The organism is Marinobacter sp. (genome assembly GCF_048259445.1).
In the GTDB taxonomy this organism is placed as follows: Bacteria; Pseudomonadota; Gammaproteobacteria; order Pseudomonadales; family Oleiphilaceae; genus Marinobacter.
The window spans coordinates 64,045-84,482 of record NZ_JBLXHQ010000021.1 but is presented as its reverse complement, the minus strand read 5'-3'; the positions used below and the strand labels follow the sequence as shown (position 1 = coordinate 84,482).

Here is a 20,438-nt window from a genome sequence, read left to right as displayed (position 1 = left end):
GGGTCGTTAGCTCAGTTGGTAGAGCAGTTGGCTTTTAACCAATTGGTCGATGGTTCGAATCCATCACGACCCACCATATTCGATATTTCGGGGCAGTTTCTGAGCCACTCCGAAATCGATCAGGGTCCAGGCACTGGTCACAAGTTTTGGGTCGTTAGCTCAGTTGGTAGAGCAGTTGGCTTTTAACCAATTGGTCGATGGTTCGAATCCATCACGACCCACCATTTTTGAAGTACGAAACGGTTTAATTTAAAGGACTGCAGAAATGCGGTCCTTTTTTTTGCTCTGGATATTCCGGTAATCGCCCCTCCCTGAGTGATCCCTTCCTCCCCGTTCTTGAAAGAACATGCTGCCTGCACCGATATATTGATCAGTATCAATTCCTTAACTTGTTGCTTGCACACTGGCTGGCAATTAATCAATTGTAGACTACGATGAACGTATGTTCAGGTTCTACCTTGAGCGAATCAAACGTTCGAGCACCCTAAGAAGCGGGGCATTTTATAGTGTCTGCGAGCAGTTCTGGCGGATCAGCCGATATTGAACGCATTATTCAGGAGTATGTCCCGGGTAAGCAGGTAACCCTGGCACATTTGCTCGCGAATCCCACTGAGGATTTGTGTCAGAAGGTTGGTGTCGAACACGCAGAGGCGATTGGTATTCTTACCCTGACTCCCGGGGAAACAGCCATTATTGCCGGCGACGTCGCAACCAAGTTTGCATCGGTAAAAATTGGATTTCTGGATCGTTTTTCGGGAGCGCTCGTCCTTACCGGCAGTATCGGGTCAGTTGAGGAAGCATTGAGCGCCATTCTTTCTACGTTGGAGTCGTCGTTGGGATACAGAGTATGTCAGGCAACCCGGACGTAAATAGAAACGCACCGCACCCCGATCTGGCGAATTTTGTGCTGGTGGGTGATGTCGGAAGCGGAAAAACGGCGCTTACCCTGGCACTGCTCGAATCCAGTGATCAGGTCCTGAAAACCCAGGCTGTTGAGTTTCATCCCAGCCACGTTGTAGACACACCGGGAGAATTCATCAGTCGCCCCGCATACTATGGCGCATTGCTCTCCACCATCTCCGATATCAGTACGATCGTGTATCTGCAGCCTGCAAACAGCAGGTCATTCTCATTACCTCCGGGGTTGTTGCACGTTTACCCCGGCAAGCGGGTTGTCGGGGTAGTCAGTAAAACCGATTTACCAGACGCCGACTCGGAAGCTGCCTGTCGAATAATGGCAGATCACAATATTTCCCCGCCATATTTTCTGACTTCAACAGCAACGGGTGAAGGTGTTGATGCCTTGAGGTCTTTTCTGATCAGTTTGCAAGTACCGGATGCCAGTACAGGTGCCAACGAAGCGTGCGCTGAAAGCGCAGGCGTGGGCGAAAACGAATTTTGATACGAATCTGATAGGGGCCGGAATATGAAATCTCTGTTAACGGCTGAGACGATCAAGGAGCTTCACCGGAACGGGCAGACATCGGTGGAGATTACGCCGCAGCGAACCATTATTACACCGGAAGCCCGTGATGTTGCTAAAAAACTGGGTTTGAAAATCGTTGACGTTCCGGTCGGTAGCGAGCGGAAAAAGGACAGCACGTCGTTGGCGGGCAATAACCGCCACGATAGCCTGCAAGCGATCAAAAAGGCCGTCAGGGAAAAGCTGCCGGCCGCGCATCAGAACTCCAGCCTGTTGGATCAGTTGATTGAAAAAGCTCTGAAAGATCTGCAGCACCAGGAAGAGGAGGGCTCTTCCTGTGATCGAGAGAAGGCATCCAATGGTGTTGTTCTTGTGCGTGGAAGCTCTGTTAAACCCGGAAAGTTCGATGGTGCGGGTGGAAAACCCATCGGGCTGACCGATGTGATCGGTGCTGCCGACAACAGCTCCATCGCGGCCGGTTATATGCAGTGGGAAAACTGCAGCTTTCCATGGACCCTGAACTACGACGAAATTGATGTGGTGCTGGAGGGTGAGCTCCACATTACCTGTGGAAACAAGACACACATAGGTAAGCCCGGCGATGTGTTCTTCATACCCAAGGGTGCGGCTATCGAATTCGGGTCTCCCGGAAAAGTGCGGTTTGTGTATGTGACCTATCCGGCGGACTGGTCAGCGCAATAAAAGGGGTTGTATCGATGCCATCCTGGATTACCGAAACCAGTTTGCGAGCCGAGCATGGTCTGGCCCATGGCAGTGAAGTGCACCTGCCTGAAGGAGCCCGGCTGACCCCGTCGGCGAGTCAGCTTCTGGCCGAGCGCAAGATTCGCATCAAGTATATCGGTGAGGACGGTCGGGTATTCCTTCCTGATGAGGCTGAATCGGGCACTAGCCAGAAAGCCTCAGTGCACCCACTCACCAGCGCGAATGCGCGTCCGGGCAACCTTTGTTCTGTGTGCCACAGCCAGGTCGAAAAGAAAACCGAGTTGCTGACGTTGCTGGATAGCGAAAGGCTTGTACCTAAGACACATCCCAGAATCGCCCTGCGTGGAAAGCTTGATACGCTGATTTCCCAGACCGTGTGGGTACAGACCCAGTTTGCTGTGAGCTTTGAGAAGTATCCGGTATTGCGCCATGCGCTTGGAGATCTCCGTTCGTTTATGGGGAACCTTCTGCGAAGCGAGGTTACCGGCGAAGTTCAGACCGAGATCAGCATGGGCGAGCTGGGCGACGATAGCATTCACCGCATTTCCCATAACCCACTGAAATATCTCGGCCATGACCACATTGTTCCGGAGCTGAAGCACGGTGCGAATGTGTCCTTGCTGAATGTACTCAGGGCCATGGCCCGGGAGGCAGAAGTCGAGGCCTGTCATACCTTCCAGACGGACAGTTTTGATCTTACGCGTCCGGATATCGTTCAAGGCCTGAACCGGCTGAGCAGTGCCCTTTACGTTCTGATGCTTATGACTCTGGTGGTTGAATCAACCGGATCACTCCCTGAACTGGGAGGGATTTCATGATCAGAATGATGGAGCAGTGTCGGAACGCCTGTCGCAAAGCCCCCAAGCGCATCGTTTTCCCTGATGCACTTGATGTGCGGGTTCTGCACGCGGCAAACGAACTGCAGCAGCGGGGTCTGGCTGAGCCCATTTTTCTGTGTAACCCGTTTGAGCTCCGTGATTACGCTCACGATGCCGGCGTGGCGGTACCCTGTTTTTCTATTGTGGATCCGATGCGATCGCCCTGGATGGACTCGTTTATCAGCGCATACCTTGATGAAAACAAGGGAGCAGACAGCGATGAAGCCCGCAAGCTCCTGAGTGAACCATTGTATTTCGGCGCCATGATGGTGAAGCATGCAAAGGCGGATATCTGCATCGCCGGAAACGTGTCCACCAGTGGTGACGTTATCCGTGCAGCGATCAAAATCATTGGCGTCGAAGGCGGCCATAAAACCGTGTCCTCGTTTTTCCTGATGGCCTCTGCCGATGGTAGCGATTTCCGATTGTTCGCAGACGCCGGTGTGATTCCCGAGCCCACTGTAGAGCAGCTTTCGGACATCGCCATCGATTCGGCCCGCAGCTTCGAGATACTCACAGGCGAGAAAGCGCGGGTAGCGCTGCTGTCGTTTTCAACCAAGGGCAGCTCGCAGCATCCGGCAGCCCAGCGGGTAAGGGATGCGTTTGAGCTGGCGCACAGCCGCGATCCGTCTCTTATTATTGATGGTGAATTACAGTTTGATGCCGCAGTGGTGCCGTCGGTTGCCCTTAAAAAGGCACCCGAAAGCCCTTTGAAAGGTAACTCGAATGTTCTTATATTTCCGTCACTGGATGCTGGAAATATTGCGTACAAGGTTGCCCAGCGCTTGTGTAATTACATGGCGCTGGGGCCGATGTTGGAAGGTTTGGCAAAACCTATGCATGACCTGTCACGTGGCTGTACGGCCGACGATATTGTCGACATAGCCATCGTGGCGTCATGCCTGGTAAACAAAGAGTAGTAACACCCTGAGGAGAATTAACCATGAACGAAGCACTTGGAATTATTGAAACAAAAGGTCTGACAGCTCTGATTGAAGCCTCTGACGCGATGGTCAAGGCTGCCAGGGTTGAACTTGTTGGTTACAAACAGATTGGCAGTGGTCTTGTCACTGCGATGGTCCGAGGTGATGTGGCCGCCTGTAAGGCAGCAACCGATGCCGGTGCTGCGGCAGCGCAGAGATTGGGCGAGCTGGTGGCGGTGCACGTGATCCCACGTCCGCACGGAGACCTTGAGGCTATCTTCCCGATCAACCCTGCTGTGAAGTCTTTATCCGGTTCCTGAGTAAGTCAGGGGCCCTGACATAGGTTCATTCCGATGAATGCAGTCTGGAAGCAGGCTTCAGAACAGGCCACAAGGCATGAGGGTACGAACATGATGGAAGCATTGGGGATTATCGAAACGAAAGGTCTGACGGCTCTGATAGAAGCCTCTGACGCCATGGTCAAGGCCGCCAGGGTAGAACTTGTAGGCTATGAGCAAATTGGCCATGGCTACGTCAGTGCTTTCGTCAGGGGTGATGTTGCCGCCTGTAAGGCAGCAACGGACGCAGGAGCGGCAGCAGCACAAAGGCTCGGAGAGCTGATAGCAGTCCATGTAATCCCAAGGCCACACGCAGATCTGGAGACTATTTTTCCGATCAGGCCGAGAAAGGCGGCCGAGCCGGGAAAGCCGGTTCAGGGGAAGAAAACATAGGGCTAGGGTCAACTGATTTGGAAGATATCCCATGAGACTTGCAAAGGTTATCGGTCAAGTCGTTGCTACTGTCCGCAGCGAGCGTTTGGGGATGGATAAGCTGGCTTTGGTCAAGTTTATCGATCAGGACGGTAAGGAAGAAAGCTCAGTCATGGTGGCAGCTGACCGGCTGGGCGCGGGAGAAGGTGAGTGGGTGCTTGTGGTCAGCGGCAGCTCTGCCCGGATGTCTGTAGATGGCACCGGCCAGACACCTGTCGATCTGAGTATCGTGGGTATTATCGATGAAGTGACCGGGGGGTCGAACACCTGGTTTCAGAAATACCAGCGAAACTATTAGGCCACCTTTATCGGGCTGTTACCGGTATTCGGACAGCCTGGGGGGAGATGGAAGATGCAAATGGATGCTCAGCAAATTGAGTCCATCGTACGCCGCGTTATTGAGCAGTTGCACTCTCCGCAGCGTGACGGGGAAAGCTATGGCGTATTCAAAACGCTTGAGGATGCCGTAGCGGAGGCTCAGGGCGCCTGCAGGAAGATAAGATCGATGGCGCAGAGAGAAGCGATCATCGCCGCTATCCGGCGCACGGGAAGCGAACACGTCCAGGAATTGTCTGAACTTGCAGTCCATGAGACGGGTTATGGTCGGGTAGAGGATAAAATACGCAAACACCGGTTGGTTCTTGATAAAACCCCGGGAATTGAAGCTATTGTTCCTACAGCGGTTACCGGTGATCACGGCCTTTCACTTATCGAGAACGCTCCCTGGGGTGTAATAGCGTCCGTTACGCCTTCAACCAACCCGTCTGCAACCATACTGAACAACGCTATCAGCATGATTGCGGCCGGAAATGCCGTGGTGTTTTCGCCACACCCCTCAGCCAAGGCAGTCTCCCAGCGTGCTATTCAACTGATTAACCGTGCCTCTGTCAGCGCAGGAGGGCCAGCAAACCTCGTGACCTGTGTGGAGAATCCTACGATTGAAGCAGCCACCCGGCTTTTCAGTTTCCCGGGAATCCACCTGCTTACGATTACAGGCGGAGAGGCGGTAGTGAATGCTGCACGCAAAGTCACCGACAAGCGCCTGATCGCTGCGGGGCCGGGTAACCCGCCGGTTGTGGTAGATGAAACAGCAGACATAGAACGGGCCGCGATAAGTATCGTTCAGGGCGCCTCGTTTGATAACAACATCATCTGCGTCGATGAGAAAGAAATTATTGCCGTAGAGTCGATTGCGTCCGGCTTGAAAGAAGCCATGTGCCGGCACGGGGCTGCGGAGATCAATGCTGAGCAGGCCGATGCTGTGGCAAGGCTTGTTCTGGCCGGTTACCCGGGGCCGAATCCACGCCCTAAACCTGAATGGGTGGGGCGCGATGCTGAAAAAATTGCCGCCGCCGCAGGCTTCAACGTTCCGGCAGGCACCCGCCTGCTTGTTGTCGAAACCGGGCGGGATCACGCGTTCGCCACAACTGAGATGATGCTTCCGGTTATCTCGCTGATACGCGCCCGGGATGCGGACCAGGCTATTGACTGGGCTGTGGAGCTGGAGGCCGGCAACCGCCATACCGCAGCCATGCATTCGCGGAATATCGACAACCTTTCCCGCATGGCACTGGAAATCAACTGCAGCCTGTTTGTAAAAAATGGTCCTTGCCTCGCAGGCCTCGGCGCCGGTGGGGAAGGATGGACATCCATGACGATATCCACACCCACCGGTGAAGGCGTTACGAACGCCAGTACGTTTGTGCGCAAACGGCGCTGCACCCTGGTTGATTCGTTCAGGATCGTCTGACAAGGAGAGCGTAATGAGCAAGACAATGGCCGACGTTAACCGATTGCTGAAGAAGACTGCCGGCCTGATCAACAAGGACACCGAGAGCCCCTTTCAGGGAGAGTTCAGGGTTGGTGTCGACCTGGGTACCGCTGACATCCAGACGATTGTGCTGGACGCAGCCGGTAATCCCCTGGCGGGCTTTATGGACTGGGCCAATGTCGTCCGCGACGGTGTGGTGGTGGACTTCTTTGGTGCCAGCCAGATTGTCCGGGAACAGATCCGACGCGCCAGCGCTAAGCTGGGCATTCAGATTGAACAGGTCACTACGTCTTTCCCTCCCGGCACTGATTCACGCATCTCAACCAACGTTATTGAAGCTGCTGGCCTCGAAGTAGCAGGCGTTATCGATGAGCCAAGCAGCGTTGCCCGGCTGCTGCAGCTTGATCATGCTGCGGTGGTGGATATTGGCGGTGGAACCACAGGAACAGCGATTATTGAACAGGGGCAGGTGGTCTGCTCCAGAGACGACGCGACAGGTGGTCGGCATATCACATTGGCTCTGGCGGGGCACTTCGGCATGCCTTATGAAGAAGCCGAAGAGATGAAACGCACCAGCAAAGATCTCGCGCTGTGCAGGCTGGCATCGCCGGTCATCGCCAAAATGGCGGATATCGTGCACGGCCATATTGCTGACCACAAAGTGCCCGCTATTTATCTGACCGGTGGTTCTTGTGCTTTGCCTGGGTTCCTTGAGGTATTTGCGGCGGAGTTTCCAGGTGTTGATGTTGTGCTCCCGTCGCATCCGCTTTATCTGACGCCGCTGGCCATTGCCAGCTACTCAGAGGTGATTCAGGCCAGAGCGGCGAGGGTCGGATGATATGAACTCTACCGGACAGTCACAGGGAAACGCGTTGATTGAGGACATCGTCACCCGCACGGTAGACGAGCTCACGCCCCGAGGTCTGTTCAACTTTAACGCCCCGCGCCAGACATTGATGGGCGAGGGTGCAATTCTGAAAATTGGCGAGATGCTCAGCCAGCTGAGTGTATCTCATGTGCTGGTGATCGCCGACCGGATAGTTCATGAAAAAGGCCTGATGCGGAGTATGCAGCGGAGCCTGGAACGCGCAGGCGTTGCCTGCACGATCTATCCCGTTATTAATCAGGAGCCTGACGAGACAGTGGTGGCTAACGCCACTGAACTGCTTACTCGCAATCACGTCGACTTTGTACTGGGTTTTGGTGGCGGCTCCGCGCTTGACGCGGCCAAGGCTATTGCGCTGGCGGGAAGCTGCCAGAGCAGTTTGCAGCAAATGGCAGAGCCCGGTTTCAAGGGCCGCAGGGTTATCGGGTTAGGTGCTGTGCCCACAACTGCCGGCACAGGTTCGGAAGTTACCGACATCAGCGTGATCATGCGTGCAGACCGGAAGCATAAGTACGTGATCAAACAGGTCGACCTGATGCCGGATCTCGCCATTGTTGACCCAGGCCTTATGCTGAATTTGCCGCCTCTGGTCACAGCGGCTACCGGCATTGATGCGCTTACCCATGCCATAGAGGCTTATGCTGCACGCAGTTCCCATCCACTGGCAAAAGCCTTAGCTATATGCGCAGTACAGAGTATTGCTGAGGCCCTTCCGATAGTCGTAGGCAACGGCGGTGATGTCGCCGCGCGCCTGACCATGGCTACCGCGGCCTATAAAGCAGGGCTGGCATTCAGCAATTCCGGGCTTGGCCTGGTTCATGCCATATCCCACCAGATTGGAGCCCGCTACCGCCTGGCCCACGGTATTGCCAACGGAATACTCCTGCCCTATGTCATGCGGTTTAACGCCCTGGTATGCCAGCGGGATTACGCCGCAATTGCCCACATGCTGGGTGTGACCCGCACAGGCATGACAGAGCGGGAGCAATGCATGGCGTCCATCGATGCCGTCAGGCAATTGCTTTCCGGCATCGGATTGCCCGGAAACCTTGCGGGAACGAACATCAACCGGGATGACTTTGGAGCCATCGCAGCTGAAGCGCTGGAGGATGTATGTATCCGGGACAATCCGAGAGACGTTACTGAAGCCGACATAGTGCAGTTACTGGAAGACGCTTGCAGAACAACAACGAACGAATGATTTAATCCTTTGCTAGAAGGTGGAGAGACGAATATGGAAATGTTAAACCAGATCATTCTTTATATCATGATGACCTTCATGGTCATCGGCGCGCTGGACCGGGTCTTCATGCAGTTTGGTGGCTCCGGACTGGTTCTTGGCAAAGTCGGGCTTGGCCGGGTGGGGAAATCCATCTCCGGCGCCGGCAACGAGTTTGAGGAAGGCTTCCAGGCGATGGGAGCCCTGGCTCTTGCCATGGTGGGCATTATTGCCATGGCGCCGGTACTGGCCAAAATTCTGTCTCCGGTCGTTGTGCCTATCTATACCTTCCTGGGAGCGGATCCCGCGATGTTTGCCACTACGCTGCTGGCTAACGATATGGGTGGGTACTTTCTGGCGAAGGAAATGGCCACGGCAGTCGACGGCAGCATTAATTATGGTGCCTGGATGTACGCAGGCCTGATTCTCGGCGCCATGATGGGCCCGACCATTGTATTCACCATTCCCGTCGCCGTCGGCATCATCAAAGAACAGGATCGTCCTTATCTGGCATCTGGTGTGCTTGCGGGCATCGTGACCATTCCTATCGGCTGTATTGCTGGTGGTCTCGCTGCCATGGCGTCCACAGTTCTGATACCCGGCACTGAAGAGGCAATACAGTTCAACATGCCGCTGATCTTCATGAACCTGATTCCGGTCATTATTGTGTCTGCTCTGATTGCAGCGGGCCTGTGGTTTATGCCAGACAAGATGATCAACGGGTTTTCAATTTTCGCAAAATTTCTGGTCGCCTTTATCACCATCGGTCTTGCGGCCGCTGTGCTGAAGCAGACCCTGGGCATTACCCTCATCCCCGGAATGGATCCGATATTCATGGTTCCAGGCGACGAGCCGGGTATCGATATGCGAGCCATAGAAGTCATCGGTTCCATCGCCATCATTCTGTTGGGTGCCTACCCCATGGTTCTGCTGCTGACCCGCTGGTTCGAAAAGCCATTGCTGAAGATGGGTGGTGTGCTGAACGTAAATCCGACGGCGGCAACCGGCCTGATTGCCACCCTGGCCAACAATATCCCGATGTTCCAGGTAATGAAGGACATGGACAGCCGCGGCAAGATTCTATGTTCGGCTTTTGCTGTGAGCGCTGCGTTTACCTTCGGTGATCACCTCGGTTTCACCGCCGCCAATAAGCCAGACATGATCATGGCTGTCATCATCGGCAAGCTTGTAGGTGGCATCACAGCCGTTCTTTTTGCCATGTTTCTCGCAGACAGAATGATTGCGTCCATTGAAAAGAACGGCAAGCCGGGCGCAGACCTGCCCATCTCAGAGGAAGCGGAAGCGCAACCGTGAACAGAAAAACCGTACACAGTGTCGGTATCGATATCGGCACTACCACAACCCAGGTGATCTTTTCACGGCTCACCATGGTCAACCGGGCGCCTGTTACCCAGGTGCCCCGGTATGAGTTTGTGGAGCGGGAGATCTTTTTTCAAAGCCCCGTTAGCCCGACGCCCCTGCAGGAAGATGGAACGGTGAATGTGATCATGCTGCAGGAGTTCATCGATGATCAGTTTACGGCTGCTGGTATCGCACTCAGCGATATCGAAACCGGCGCCATCATCATCACTGGCGAAACCTCCAAAGTGAAGAACGCCAAAGATACGGTTATGGGGCTGGCTGAGCGGCTGGGTGATTTCGTGGTCGCGACTGCTGGCCCGAACCTGGAATCTGTAATTGCGGGTCGGGGTAGTGGTGCCGGGGACTACTCAAAACGCAACCATGCCCGGGTACTGAACATTGATATCGGCGGTGGCACCAGTAATTACGTGGTGTTTAACAGTGGGCGCGTAGAGGACACCGCGTGTCTCAATATTGGTGGAAACCTGATCAAAACCGATCGATCAGGAGCGGTAACCAAAATCCGTGAGCCGGCAAAACACGTTATTGAATCCCTGTTCGGCGAGGCACTTACCGAAGCCCGGATAAGCGCAGATCATCTTAAAAAGATCGTAAACTGCATGGCGCAGCTGGTAGTCGATGTCATTGTCGGAAACAGCTCAGAGCTGTGCCAAAAACTGATGATGACACCTTATCTGAAAGAGCCTGGTGAATTCGACGCTGTCTTCATAAGCGGCGGCGTAGGTACCAGCTACTACACCCTGAAAACCGGAGAGCTGGAACCGTTCCAATGGCAAGACATTGGCATATTGCTCGGCGGTGCATTACTGAATCATCCCACGCTGGCAGCCATGAACGTCCGGGTGCCTGCGCAGACCCAGCAGGCCACCGTCATCGGTGCGGGCGCCTATTCCATGTCGCTCTCCGGAAGTTCTATCTGGCTGAATGTTGATTCGCTGCCGATCCGCAACATACCGGTTGTAGAACCGCAGATCGACTGGCAGGCCACCGATTTGCCCCCGGTTTGCCAACAGATTATCGAAGCCGCGGAGCTTATGGATTTGCGCCTTCGAGAAGACAGCTACGCCATTAGCCTGGGCCAGGACATGCCCATGCTCTATCGGGTGGTGCACCACACAGCAAAAGAGATTGCAGAATATTATCAGCAGCATGGCAACCGCCAGGCGCCTGCAATCATCGTGACTGAAAACGATCTGGGCAAGGTGCTGGGGATGGAGCTACAACCCCTGATCGACCCTCAGAAACTACTGGTTATTGATGAAGTGCGTGCCGTTGCCGGTGATTACATCGATGTCGGCGAAAGTTTTTTTGGCGGGGAAGTTGTGCCATTAACCATCAAATCTCTGGCATTTCCTGCCTAGAGGGGGAGGTTTTTCATGAACTTGAAGACAACACTGTTCGGACAGGTTTATCAGTTCCGGGACGTAAAGGATGTACTCGCAAAAGCCAACGAGCTGCGCTCGGGAGATGTGTTAGCGGGTGTCGCCGCCGAAAGTGCCCAGCAGCGAGTCGCTGCCAAGCAGGTACTGAGCGAAATGCGCCTGGAAGTTCTGCGCGAGAACCCGGTTGTTCCTTACGAAGAAGACGCCGTAACCCGAGTGATTCAGGATGGCATAAACAGAGCGGCTTATGAGGATATCAAGCACTGGACTGTCAGTGAGCTGAGGGAATACATACTGTCGGATGTACCCAGCCGTGAAGACTATGAGCGGATGCGTAAGGGCCTGACTGCCGAAATGGTTGCGGCCGTTTGCAAGATATGCTCGAACGGTGATCTCATGGTCGGCGCCAAAAAGCTTTATGTGATTTCCAAGGCTAACTGCACCATCGGCACCCCCGGAACCTTCTCGGCCCGTTTGCAACCAAACGACACCCGGGATGATATCGACAGCATCATGGTTCAGATATACGAAGGACTGTCCTATGGCTGCGGTGATGCGGTTATCGGCGTCAACCCGGTTACTGAGTCGGTAGAGAACACCTTACGCATTCTCAGCGCCATCAAGGAAACCACCGACAAATGGAATATCCCGACCCAGGGTTGTGTACTTGCCCATATATCCAACCAGATGGCGGCGCTTGAAAAAGGTGCACCCGGTGGCCTGCTTTTCCAGAGCCTGTCAGGCACTGAAAAAGGCCTCAGCGAGTTTGGTGTCACCGTTGAGCTGCTGGATGAAGCCTATGAGATGGGCAAGCATTACTGCAAGCTCGCCGGTTCCAGCATGATGTATTTTGAAACCGGCCAGGGCACAGCGTTATCTGCAAATGCTCACCACGGTGCCGATCAGTTAACCATCGAAGCTCGCAACTATGGTCTGGCAAGGCGTTACAAGCCGCACATGGTGAACACGGTGGTGGGCTTTATCGGGCCCGAATATCTGTTCAATCACCAGCAAATTACCCGGGCAGCGTTGGAAGACCATTTCATGGGAAAACTGACCGGCATCTCCATGGGCTGTGACGCCTGTTACACAAATCACGCTGATACCGATCAGAACTCCAACGAAAACCTCACGGTGTTATTGGCCGCTGCGGGCTGTAACTTTGTGATGTCGCTCCCCTTGGGCGATGACATCATGCTGAATTACCAGACCACAGGCTTCCATGATGTTGCGACCGCCCGCCAGCTACTGGGCTACCGTCCGGCTCCTGAGTTTGAAGCCTGGATGGAGACAATGGGTCTGATGGAAAACGGCAAGCTTACCGCCCGTGCGGGCGACCCATCCATCTTCTTTGATTGAGGTGACAACCATGGACGAGCAAACAATTCAGAGTATCGTCAATTCGGTGTTGCGTGAGTTGGGTGAGAAGTCTGTCCCGGCCGGCCAGGTGACCCGTGTGCAGCCTGAAAGCGACAGTTCAAAGCAGAAAAATCCACCGGCCTACAAGCCTTCGGAAGCTGCTGGCGCCCAGTCCGCTGGCAATAGCCAGGGCGACGGCCTTGAAGACCTGAGCCTGGAAAAATTCGTTCACTGGAATGGTATTGAAAACGCCCATAATGCCTCTGTAAATAGTGATATGGTCAAGCAGACGGCAGCACGGGTCTGCCAGGGGCGCGCAGGCCCCAGACCGCGCACTCGATCGCTGTTACGTTTTCTTGCAGACCACTCCCGTTCCAAGGACACAGTCGTTAAGGAAGTGGCACCCGAGTGGCTGGAAAAGCAGAACCTCTGGGAAGTGCAGACTCAGGTTGCAGACAAAAGCGAGTATCTCCGGCGCCCGGATCTGGGCCGCAAGCTTTCTGATGAAGCAAAAAAAGTCATTGGGGAACGCTGCAAGAAATCGCCCCAGGTTCAGGTGGTTATTTCTGACGGGCTAAGTACGGATGCCGTCACCAATAACCTTGATGAAATTATCCCGCCTCTAATGAAGGGACTGGAGAGCGCCGGCTTTACCGTTGGCACGCCCTTCTTTTTGCGCTACGGCCGGGTGAAAGCCCAGGACGAAATAGGCAACCTGTTGCAGGCTGATGCCAATCTGCTATTGATTGGAGAAAGACCCGGTTTGGGGCAGTCTGAAAGTCTGAGTTGTTATTGCGTCTACAAGCCGACTGAGAAAACGGTTGAGTCAGACCGAATGGTTATTTCCAATATCCACAAAGGTGGCACGCCGCCCATTGAAGCAGCCGCCGTTATCGTTGATCTGACGCGTAAAATGCTTGAACAGAAAGCAAGTGGGCTAAACCTGAAACGCTGAAGCCAAGGGCTCAGGCGCATGGTTCGGGGTTCTTTGAAAAGGAATCCCGGCACGATAATAAAGGAGCACCATCATGGCAGTTCGGGACGAAATAAGAGCATCGGTACTGGCAACCCGTGTTATCGCATCGGTCGATGACGCAATGATGAAACAGTTTAATCTGAAGAAGGAGCAGCGTTGCATCGGCATGATCACTGCCGACAGTGATGACGTTACCTACGTAGCATTGGATGAAGCGACAAAAGCTGCACAGGTTGATGTGGTGTACGCGCGGTCGTTCTACGCCGGTGCTGCCCACTCATCCGGCCTGTTATCCGGAGAGGTGATCGGCATTATCGCGGGACCAGGGCCGGCTGATGTTATTGCAGGGCTTCAGCGGGCGCAGGAAGTTATCGAGAATGAAGCCTGTTTTTACTCCGCAAACGAAGAGGGCAGTATCGCGTATTTTGCCCACCTGGTATCCGCCACAGGAGGTTACCTGTCCAAAGAGGGTGGCATGAAACGGGGCGATTCCATGGCGTATTTGATTGCGCCGCCACTGGAAGCGATGTTCGGTATGGATGCCGCATTGAAAGCTGCCAGCGTTAAAGTGGCTACCTTCTTCGCGCCTCCGTCTGAAACCAACTACGGTGGCGGATATCTGACCGGTAGCCAAGCGGCCTGCCGAGCAGCGTGTGAGGCCTTCGAGGAGGCAGTTCTGGCGGTTGCCAGAAACCCTATTGATATATGAGTGGCTCGATTGACATGAACTCCCTTGTTGAAAAAGTCAGGAATGCAGGTGTCGTCGGAGCTGGCGGCGCAGGCTTTCCGTCGTACGTTAAAATGCAGGCGCGGGCGGATGTTCTGATTGCCAACGGTGCAGAATGCGAGCCTTTGCTTTACAAGGATCAGACAGTTATTCAGCGATTTTCAACTGAACTGCTTCAAGGCATGGCGCTGTTGATGGAACAGACCGGCGCAAGCCGGGGCGTTATAGCCATCAAGGAAAAGCATAAGGATTCGATATCCCATATCGAACCTCTCCTGCCAGAGAACATCGAACTGAAGCGGATGCCGAACATGTATCCGGCGGGTGATGAGTACGAGCTGGTTTATGAGATAACCGGCAAACGTATCCCGGCAGGTGGCTTGCCGAAAGATATTGGCGTGCTGGTTCAGAACGTCGAGACGCTGGTAAACATTGCACGGGCTGCGCAGGACCAACCTGTTACCCGAACCATGATTACCGTGCACGGAGAGGTCGAGCACCCGTTCACTGCCTGGTTGCCTATAGGTATGCTCTTTGCGGACGTTATCAGTCTTGCCGGCGCCATTACCTGCGATGATCCTGTGGTGATTGATGGCGGTGCGATGATGGGCAAGGTAGTTGACGATCTGAATACGCCGATTTCGGCGGTAAGCAGTGGTTTACTGGTATTACCCCGCGATACCAACCTTGTAAGAAGGCGTTCGGAAACCGAGGAGCAGTACAAACGAATCGGAAAATCCGGCTGCGACCAGTGCACGCTGTGCACCGAAATGTGCCCCAGATATTTGCTTGGCTATCCGATACAGCCGCACCTGGTTATGCGATCACTGCTCACCACCGGTGAAGTCAGTGAAACCCTGTCGGTACATGCTCAGGCCTGTTGTGAGTGTAATATCTGCACTTTATGGGCGTGCCCGGAGCAGCTGAACCCCCGCGATATCTGTGTTTCAACCAAGCGTGATCTCAAGGCCAACGATTTGTGGCTGACACCCCAGCAATTGCAGAGCCAGACTCGTGAGGTACACAGCATAAGGGAATACCGGGCAGTGCCATCGCAACGCCTTATCCGCAAGCTGGGGCTGGCAAAATATGACAGTAAAACGGCGTGCTGGAAAGACGTGGATACCGCGCCTTCCCGAGTTGTTATTCCATTACATCAGCGCATGGGGAAGGAGCCGGAACCGATCGTAAAAACCGGAGATACCGTCGCTGAGGGTGCGGTTATTGCAACAACGCCCGGCGATGGAATGGGCGTGCCACTGCATGCCAGTATCAGCGGCAAGGTGACATTAATGGACGGCTTTATTGAAATTAACGCTGTTAACTGACTCGGGTTCTGACAGGATTTGATCATGAGTAACAAAAGCGCGATCGGAATGATTGAAATGAATTCAATCGCCAAAGGCTATGCGGTAGGCGACGCCATGCTGAAAGCAGCCAACGTCGAAATCGTGTTCAACCGAACTATTTGCCCTGGCAAGTTCATGGTCATGGTAGCCGGTGATGTGGCCGCCGTTGAGTCCGCCATGTCTGCAGGGCTGGATATGGGTAGCGAAACCATTGTGGACGAACTGATCATCCCCAATGTTCATCCATCTGTTTTTTCAGCCATTAGCGGTACACGGGTAATCGAGGAAACGGCAGCACTGGGTATTATTGAGACATTCTCGGTTGCCACCATTATCGAGGCGGCAGATGCCGCAGTAAAAGCGGCTAATGTCGAGTTGATCGATATTCACCTTGCCATGGCGATCGGAGGTAAGGGGTTCCTGACACTCACAGGTGATGTAGCGGCCGTGACCGCAGCCGTTGACGCGGGCACAGACTACATCAAGAGTAAGGGACTTCTCGTGGATAAGGTTGTCATCCCACAGCCCCGGAAAGAGATCTTGCGGGACAAGTTATAGTCGGTACAGTGCTAGTGTTGCCTGAAATGATATACTCGGGCGCAGAAAGCAACTGAGAGTAGCTGTACATGACTAAAGCTGAAGACCGAATCCTTGTTCAGGAACACCTGGCCCATGCAGCGGAGCCGAAGCCGCTCAGCGCTGACGAAAAGGCGCGGCTTGAAGCCCGTATCAAGGCTGTCCTCAAGGAAAAAGACGCCGTGCTTGTGGCGCACTATTACACAGACCCTGACATCCAGCGCCTTGCTGAGGAAAGCGGTGGCTGTGTTGCAGATTCACTGGAAATGGCCCGCTTCGGGAATCAGCATCCGGCGTCAACCGTGGTTGTTGCCGGTGTTCGTTTCATGGGTGAAACAGCCAAGATTCTGAACCCTGAAAAGCGGGTGCTGATGCCTACGCTCGAAGCAACCTGTTCTTTGGACGTAGGGTGCCCGGCTGATGAGTTTTCAGATTTCTGCGATCAGCACAGCGATCGCACCGTGGTGGTTTATGCCAACACGTCGGCTGCCGTTAAAGCCCGGGCAGACTGGGTAGTAACATCCAGCTGTGCCCAGGCCATTGTGGAAGATCTCGACGCCCGTGGAGAAAAAATTCTCTGGGCGCCAGACAAGCACCTCGGTCACTATGTGCAGAAAACCACCGGTGCCGACATGCTTCTGTGGGACGGTTCCTGCATAGTGCATGAGGAGTTCAAACACCGCGGCCTGGAAGACCTGAAGGCCCTTTACCCTGATGCAGCGATTCTGGTTCATCCGGAATCTCCGGACGCTGTCGTGGAACTGGCAGACGTGGTTGGCTCAACCTCGCAACTGATTCACGCTGTGCAGACAATGCCTAATCAGGAATTCATTGTTGCGACGGATAACGGCATTTTCTACAAAATGCAGCAACTGGCGCCCAATAAGACGCTTATAGAAGCCCCTACAGCAGGCAACGGTGCCACCTGCCGGAGCTGCGCACAGTGCCCATGGATGGCCATGAACGGCCTGGAAAACCTGCTGAGCGTGATTGAGAAGGGTGATCAGGAAGTGCTGGTGGACGCGGTAACCCGCGAGAAGGCACTCAAACCGCTGCGTCGCATGCTGGATTTCACCGCGGGGATGAACCTGAAGGCTGCCGGCAACGCCTGATTCTAGCTGTTTCTGCGAACCTGAAGGCGGCTGGTGATTTCCCCCAGCCGCTCACTCACCACCTGCCGCTGGGCGGAGCCTGCGGGCAACTTCTCCTGCGCCTGGCGCAATTGCCTTTGGGCGGATTCCAGGTCGCCCATGAGCGCATCGTATTCTGCGCGTGCCCTGTGAACACCAACAATGTTCCTTGCCATGCCTTCGGCTTCTGCCAGCCTCAGCCAAAGATATTCCTGTTGCGGCATCCTGCGGGTCAGTTGCTTCAGGTATTCGGCAGCCTGGGTTCCCTTACCCGCTGCAATTTCCACATCCGCAAGAGTGGACGTGATCGGGTAGTTGCCAGGGTTTCTGCTCAGAGCGTCCTCGAGCAGAGCTCGCGCCTCGTCAAGCCTGTTCTCCTGGATGCGTATTTCAGCAAGCGTAACCTGCAAGGTTATCCGGCCCGGATTACTGGCCAGTAACTCGTTTATAATCCTGGCTGCTTTCTCGAACTGGTTGTTGCTCAGGTAGGCAACTGCCAGCCCGTAACGGATGGCCTCGTTGTTCTGTGCGTCTGGTTTGTTCAGGTAGCTTTCGAAGGTTTCAACGGCAATTTCGGGCGAGGGGGCATAATGCACTTGCAAACGGCTGCGCACCAGATGGTACTCCTGGCCGTCCCGAATGGTTTTTTCCGGGTACTGTTCTGCACGGTTGCGAGTGTCGGCAACCCGGTTCTGTGTCAGGGGGTGGGTTGAAAGATACTCAGGCATGCTGCTTCCCTGCAGCCGGTTCTGGCGCATCATGATCTCGAACATTTCGGGCATGCCTCTTGGGTCCATGCCGGCGACTGCCAGAATATCCAGACCTACCCGGTCTGCTTCCTGCTCATGTAAACGGCTGTAGGCCAGCATATTCTGTATGGCAAGAGCCTGAGTGCCGGCGATGGCTGCAATGCCTATATCAGACTGGGTTACTGCCGAAAGCACAATGCCGGCGATCATTCCTGCAATTGTGAGAGGGGCACTGGTTTCCTGTTGCTCCAGGCGGCGGGCAAAGTGCCGCTGGCTGAGGTGGGCAAGCTCGTGTGCGAGCACCGAGGCGAACTGCTGCTCCGTGGCTGCGTTGAGGAACAGGCCTCCGTTTACGCCCACAATACCGCCAGGTACCGCAAAAGCGTTTATGGCCGGGCTATCAATGAGTGCCAGGGTGAGATCCCGATTATCCAGCGGCGCGGAAGGCACAAGCTTGTAGATGATGGCACTCAGATAATCATAAACCAGTGGATCTGTTATGCGTGGCGCCGAGCGTCGGATCGACACCATTACCTGCTGCCCGATGTCGCTTTCCTGTTGTCCGGAAATAAGGCCACCACCGTTTCCTCCGATGCTCGGGAGCCCGATTTCCTGTGCCGTGGCCGCAGAACCGGACATCAGCGCAAAAGCGAAAGCTAAAGAGACGATAAACTTTCGATAGCAGCGACATTCTGTAAGGGCGGTATTCATGTAATGTTGTGAGCTCCTGATTCAACCTGCACCTGTGACAGCACAATGCGCTTGAGATTCCGGCAAAAAGTTCCGATCTTCTGATTAACAGGTATTGTGATGCAATACAGTATCACTGGAGGCATAATGCCGGCTTGCGAATTCCATGTCTTGTAATGGTGCAACTTCTCTATGGCTGATCGTACACTCGATGCGTCCGGGCTTCGATGCCCTATGCCCCTGCTGAAAACAAAGCTGGAGCTCAACGGCATGTCGCCAGGCGAGATGCTTGAGGTAATCGCTACAGATGCGGGCTCAGCCCGCGATATTCCGGCCTTTCTGAAGTTATCCCGCCACCGCTTGGTGAACTCCTCAGAAACTGAAGGCCGTTACCGGTTTGTGATAGAGTGCGGCGGTTAATTTCCGGAGTCCTTGATGTACAGAATTTTACGCGGTCTTGCGCATAAATACTTTTCAGATGAAGAAGCTGTCATTCTTTTTCTGATTCTGGTGGCAGGCACAGTTTTTATTATCCTGTTCGGTGCCATGCTGGCACCGGCGATCGCCTCCCTTATCATTGCCTTTATCCTGCAGGGGCTGGTTGCCCGCATGAATGAGCTGGGCGTGCCCGAAGGTCTCGCAATAGTGGGCGTATTTCTGGTGTTTCTGGGTGTATTGGTTGGCTTTATTTTTGGCCTGCTACCGCTTGTTTGGACCCAGCTCAGTAATTTGGCGGGAGAGGCGCCACGAATTATCGGGGAACTGCAGTCCTATCTGGAGCTGTTGCCTGAAGAATATCCCCATATCATTTCTGCCCAGGCGGTAAGTAATTTATACCAGCAGGTGAACACCGAAGTAGGGCATGTTACCCAGTGGCTGGTATCCTTCTCGCTATCCAGTATTCCCGATCTCGTTGCGCTGCTGATTTATATGGTGCTGGTGCCGATCCTGGTATTTTTCTTCCTGAAAGACAGTGAAGTCCTGCTTGGCTCCATTTCCCGCCTGCTTCCACCACAGCGCCCGATGATGCAGAAAATCTGGCACGAAGTGAACCTTCAGTGTGCCAATTATGTGCGGGGAAAAGCTGTTGAAATACTGATAGTTGGCGGCTCAACATACGTCGCATTCAAGCTTTTGGGCGTGCCTTATGCGGCTTTGCTTTCACTTCTGGTGGGCCTGAGCGTTGTGATTCCCTACATAGGCGCTGCCGTTGTGACCATTCCGGTTGCGGTGATTGCGCTGTTCGCCTTCGGGTGGGGCAGCCATTTTATCTGGGTAATGGTGATTTATGGAATCATTCAGGCGCTGGACGGAAATGTGCTGGTGCCGGTGCTTTTTTCAGAAGTGAATAATCTGCATCCGGTTGTCATTATTATTTCGGTACTGTTCTTTGGCGGTATCTGGGGCCTGTGGGGCGTGTTTTTCGCCATTCCGCTGGCGACCATGCTCAAGGCCGTGTTTTCTGCCTGGCCGGTGAAGGAGCCTTTCCCTTCAGCCGCGCCAGATCAGATGTGATGAGCGCTC

At 54.3% G+C, this 20,438-nt stretch carries 22 protein-coding genes and 2 tRNA genes; 23 read left to right on the top strand and 1 reads right to left on the bottom strand.

Annotated elements, in window-relative coordinates:
* The 21 genes from ACN0RL_RS14890 (at position 1) to nadA (ending at position 17,457) form a co-directional block, all read left to right on the top strand.
* Positions 1-76 (top strand) — tRNA-Lys (locus ACN0RL_RS14890).
* A 72-nt stretch (positions 77-148) separates the two neighbouring features.
* Positions 149-224: transfer RNA gene (locus tag ACN0RL_RS14885), tRNA-Lys, on the top strand.
* 282 nt (positions 225-506) lie between these two features.
* Positions 507-869, top strand: a complete 363-nt coding sequence (gene eutS / locus ACN0RL_RS14880) for an ethanolamine utilization microcompartment protein EutS (RefSeq protein WP_417518156.1) — start codon at positions 507-509, stop codon at positions 867-869.
* Complete coding sequence (locus ACN0RL_RS14875) at positions 848-1,402, top strand: EutP/PduV family microcompartment system protein (protein WP_417518154.1); 555 nt, start codon at positions 848-850, stop codon at positions 1,400-1,402. The genes eutS and ACN0RL_RS14875 overlap by 22 nt, the downstream gene beginning before the upstream one ends.
* A 24-nt stretch (positions 1,403-1,426) precedes the next feature.
* A complete protein-coding gene (gene eutQ / locus ACN0RL_RS14870; protein ID WP_417518152.1) occupies positions 1,427-2,125 on the top strand; it encodes an ethanolamine utilization acetate kinase EutQ in 699 nt (232 codons plus the stop codon).
* Positions 2,126-2,139: 14 nt separating this feature from the next.
* Positions 2,140-2,964, top strand: a complete 825-nt coding sequence (gene eutT, locus ACN0RL_RS14865) for an ethanolamine utilization cob(I)yrinic acid a,c-diamide adenosyltransferase EutT (RefSeq protein WP_417518150.1) — start codon at positions 2,140-2,142, stop codon at positions 2,962-2,964.
* Positions 2,961-3,944, top strand: coding sequence for a phosphate acetyltransferase (gene pta, locus ACN0RL_RS14860; protein WP_417518148.1), 984 nt, complete (start codon positions 2,961-2,963; stop codon positions 3,942-3,944). The genes eutT and pta overlap by 4 nt, the downstream gene beginning before the upstream one ends.
* 23 nt (positions 3,945-3,967) lie before the next feature.
* On the top strand, positions 3,968-4,267 hold the full coding sequence (eutM, locus tag ACN0RL_RS14855) for an ethanolamine utilization microcompartment protein EutM (protein WP_417518146.1): 300 nt from the start codon (positions 3,968-3,970) through the stop codon (positions 4,265-4,267).
* 90 nt (positions 4,268-4,357) lie between these two features.
* Entirely contained in the window at positions 4,358-4,678 is a 321-nt protein-coding gene (gene eutM, locus ACN0RL_RS14850; protein WP_417518160.1) for an ethanolamine utilization microcompartment protein EutM, read from the top strand.
* A gap of 31 nt (positions 4,679-4,709) precedes the next feature.
* A complete protein-coding gene (locus ACN0RL_RS14845; protein WP_417518144.1) occupies positions 4,710-5,015 on the top strand; it encodes a EutN/CcmL family microcompartment protein in 306 nt (101 codons plus the stop codon).
* Positions 5,016-5,075: 60 nt separating this feature from the next.
* Positions 5,076-6,467, top strand: coding sequence for an aldehyde dehydrogenase family protein (locus tag ACN0RL_RS14840; protein WP_417518142.1), 1,392 nt, complete (start codon positions 5,076-5,078; stop codon positions 6,465-6,467).
* Between the two features lie 13 nt (positions 6,468-6,480).
* A complete protein-coding gene (gene eutJ / locus ACN0RL_RS14835) occupies positions 6,481-7,326 on the top strand; it encodes an ethanolamine utilization protein EutJ (RefSeq protein WP_417518140.1) in 846 nt (281 codons plus the stop codon).
* Between the two features lies 1 nt (position 7,327).
* Positions 7,328-8,575: an iron-containing alcohol dehydrogenase family protein gene (locus tag ACN0RL_RS14830; RefSeq protein ID WP_417518138.1), complete on the top strand. Its 1,248-nt coding sequence runs from the start codon at positions 7,328-7,330 to the stop codon at positions 8,573-8,575.
* A 33-nt stretch (positions 8,576-8,608) separates the two neighbouring features.
* Positions 8,609-9,907, top strand: coding sequence for an ethanolamine utilization protein EutH (eutH, locus tag ACN0RL_RS14825; protein ID WP_417518136.1), 1,299 nt, complete (start codon positions 8,609-8,611; stop codon positions 9,905-9,907).
* Positions 9,904-11,337, top strand: coding sequence for an ethanolamine ammonia-lyase reactivating factor EutA (locus ACN0RL_RS14820; protein WP_417518134.1), 1,434 nt, complete (start codon positions 9,904-9,906; stop codon positions 11,335-11,337). Before eutH ends, ACN0RL_RS14820 begins: the two co-directional genes overlap by 4 nt.
* Positions 11,338-11,352: 15 nt before the next feature.
* Complete coding sequence (locus ACN0RL_RS14815) at positions 11,353-12,717, top strand: ethanolamine ammonia-lyase subunit EutB (protein WP_417518132.1); 1,365 nt, start codon at positions 11,353-11,355, stop codon at positions 12,715-12,717.
* A 10-nt stretch (positions 12,718-12,727) separates the two neighbouring features.
* Positions 12,728-13,672: an ethanolamine ammonia-lyase subunit EutC gene (gene eutC / locus ACN0RL_RS14810; RefSeq protein ID WP_417518130.1), complete on the top strand. Its 945-nt coding sequence runs from the start codon at positions 12,728-12,730 to the stop codon at positions 13,670-13,672.
* A 73-nt stretch (positions 13,673-13,745) separates the two neighbouring features.
* A complete protein-coding gene (gene eutL, locus ACN0RL_RS14805) occupies positions 13,746-14,402 on the top strand; it encodes an ethanolamine utilization microcompartment protein EutL (protein ID WP_417518128.1) in 657 nt (218 codons plus the stop codon).
* The gene (locus ACN0RL_RS14800; RefSeq protein WP_417518126.1) at positions 14,399-15,748 is read left to right on the top strand and encodes a 4Fe-4S dicluster domain-containing protein; all 1,350 of its coding nucleotides are present in this window, start codon (positions 14,399-14,401) and stop codon (positions 15,746-15,748) included. The genes eutL and ACN0RL_RS14800 overlap by 4 nt, the downstream gene beginning before the upstream one ends.
* Positions 15,749-15,772: 24 nt before the next feature.
* Positions 15,773-16,327, top strand: coding sequence for a BMC domain-containing protein (locus ACN0RL_RS14795; protein ID WP_417518124.1), 555 nt, complete (start codon positions 15,773-15,775; stop codon positions 16,325-16,327).
* A 68-nt stretch (positions 16,328-16,395) separates the two neighbouring features.
* Positions 16,396-17,457: a quinolinate synthase NadA gene (gene nadA, locus ACN0RL_RS14790; RefSeq protein ID WP_417518122.1), complete on the top strand. Its 1,062-nt coding sequence runs from the start codon at positions 16,396-16,398 to the stop codon at positions 17,455-17,457.
* Between the two features lie 2 nt (positions 17,458-17,459).
* Here nadA and ACN0RL_RS14785 read toward each other — a convergent pair whose 3' ends face one another.
* On the bottom strand, positions 17,460-18,863 hold the full coding sequence (locus ACN0RL_RS14785; protein ID WP_417518158.1) for a M48 family metalloprotease: 1,404 nt from the start codon (positions 18,861-18,863) through the stop codon (positions 17,460-17,462).
* A gap of 243 nt (positions 18,864-19,106) precedes the next feature.
* Here ACN0RL_RS14785 and ACN0RL_RS14780 point away from each other — a divergent pair, with 243 nt between their 5' ends.
* Complete coding sequence (locus ACN0RL_RS14780) at positions 19,107-19,334, top strand: sulfurtransferase TusA family protein (RefSeq protein ID WP_417518120.1); 228 nt, start codon at positions 19,107-19,109, stop codon at positions 19,332-19,334.
* A gap of 15 nt (positions 19,335-19,349) precedes the next feature.
* Positions 19,350-20,429: an AI-2E family transporter gene (locus tag ACN0RL_RS14775; RefSeq protein WP_417518118.1), complete on the top strand. Its 1,080-nt coding sequence runs from the start codon at positions 19,350-19,352 to the stop codon at positions 20,427-20,429.
* The last annotated feature ends 9 nt before the right edge of the window (positions 20,430-20,438 follow it).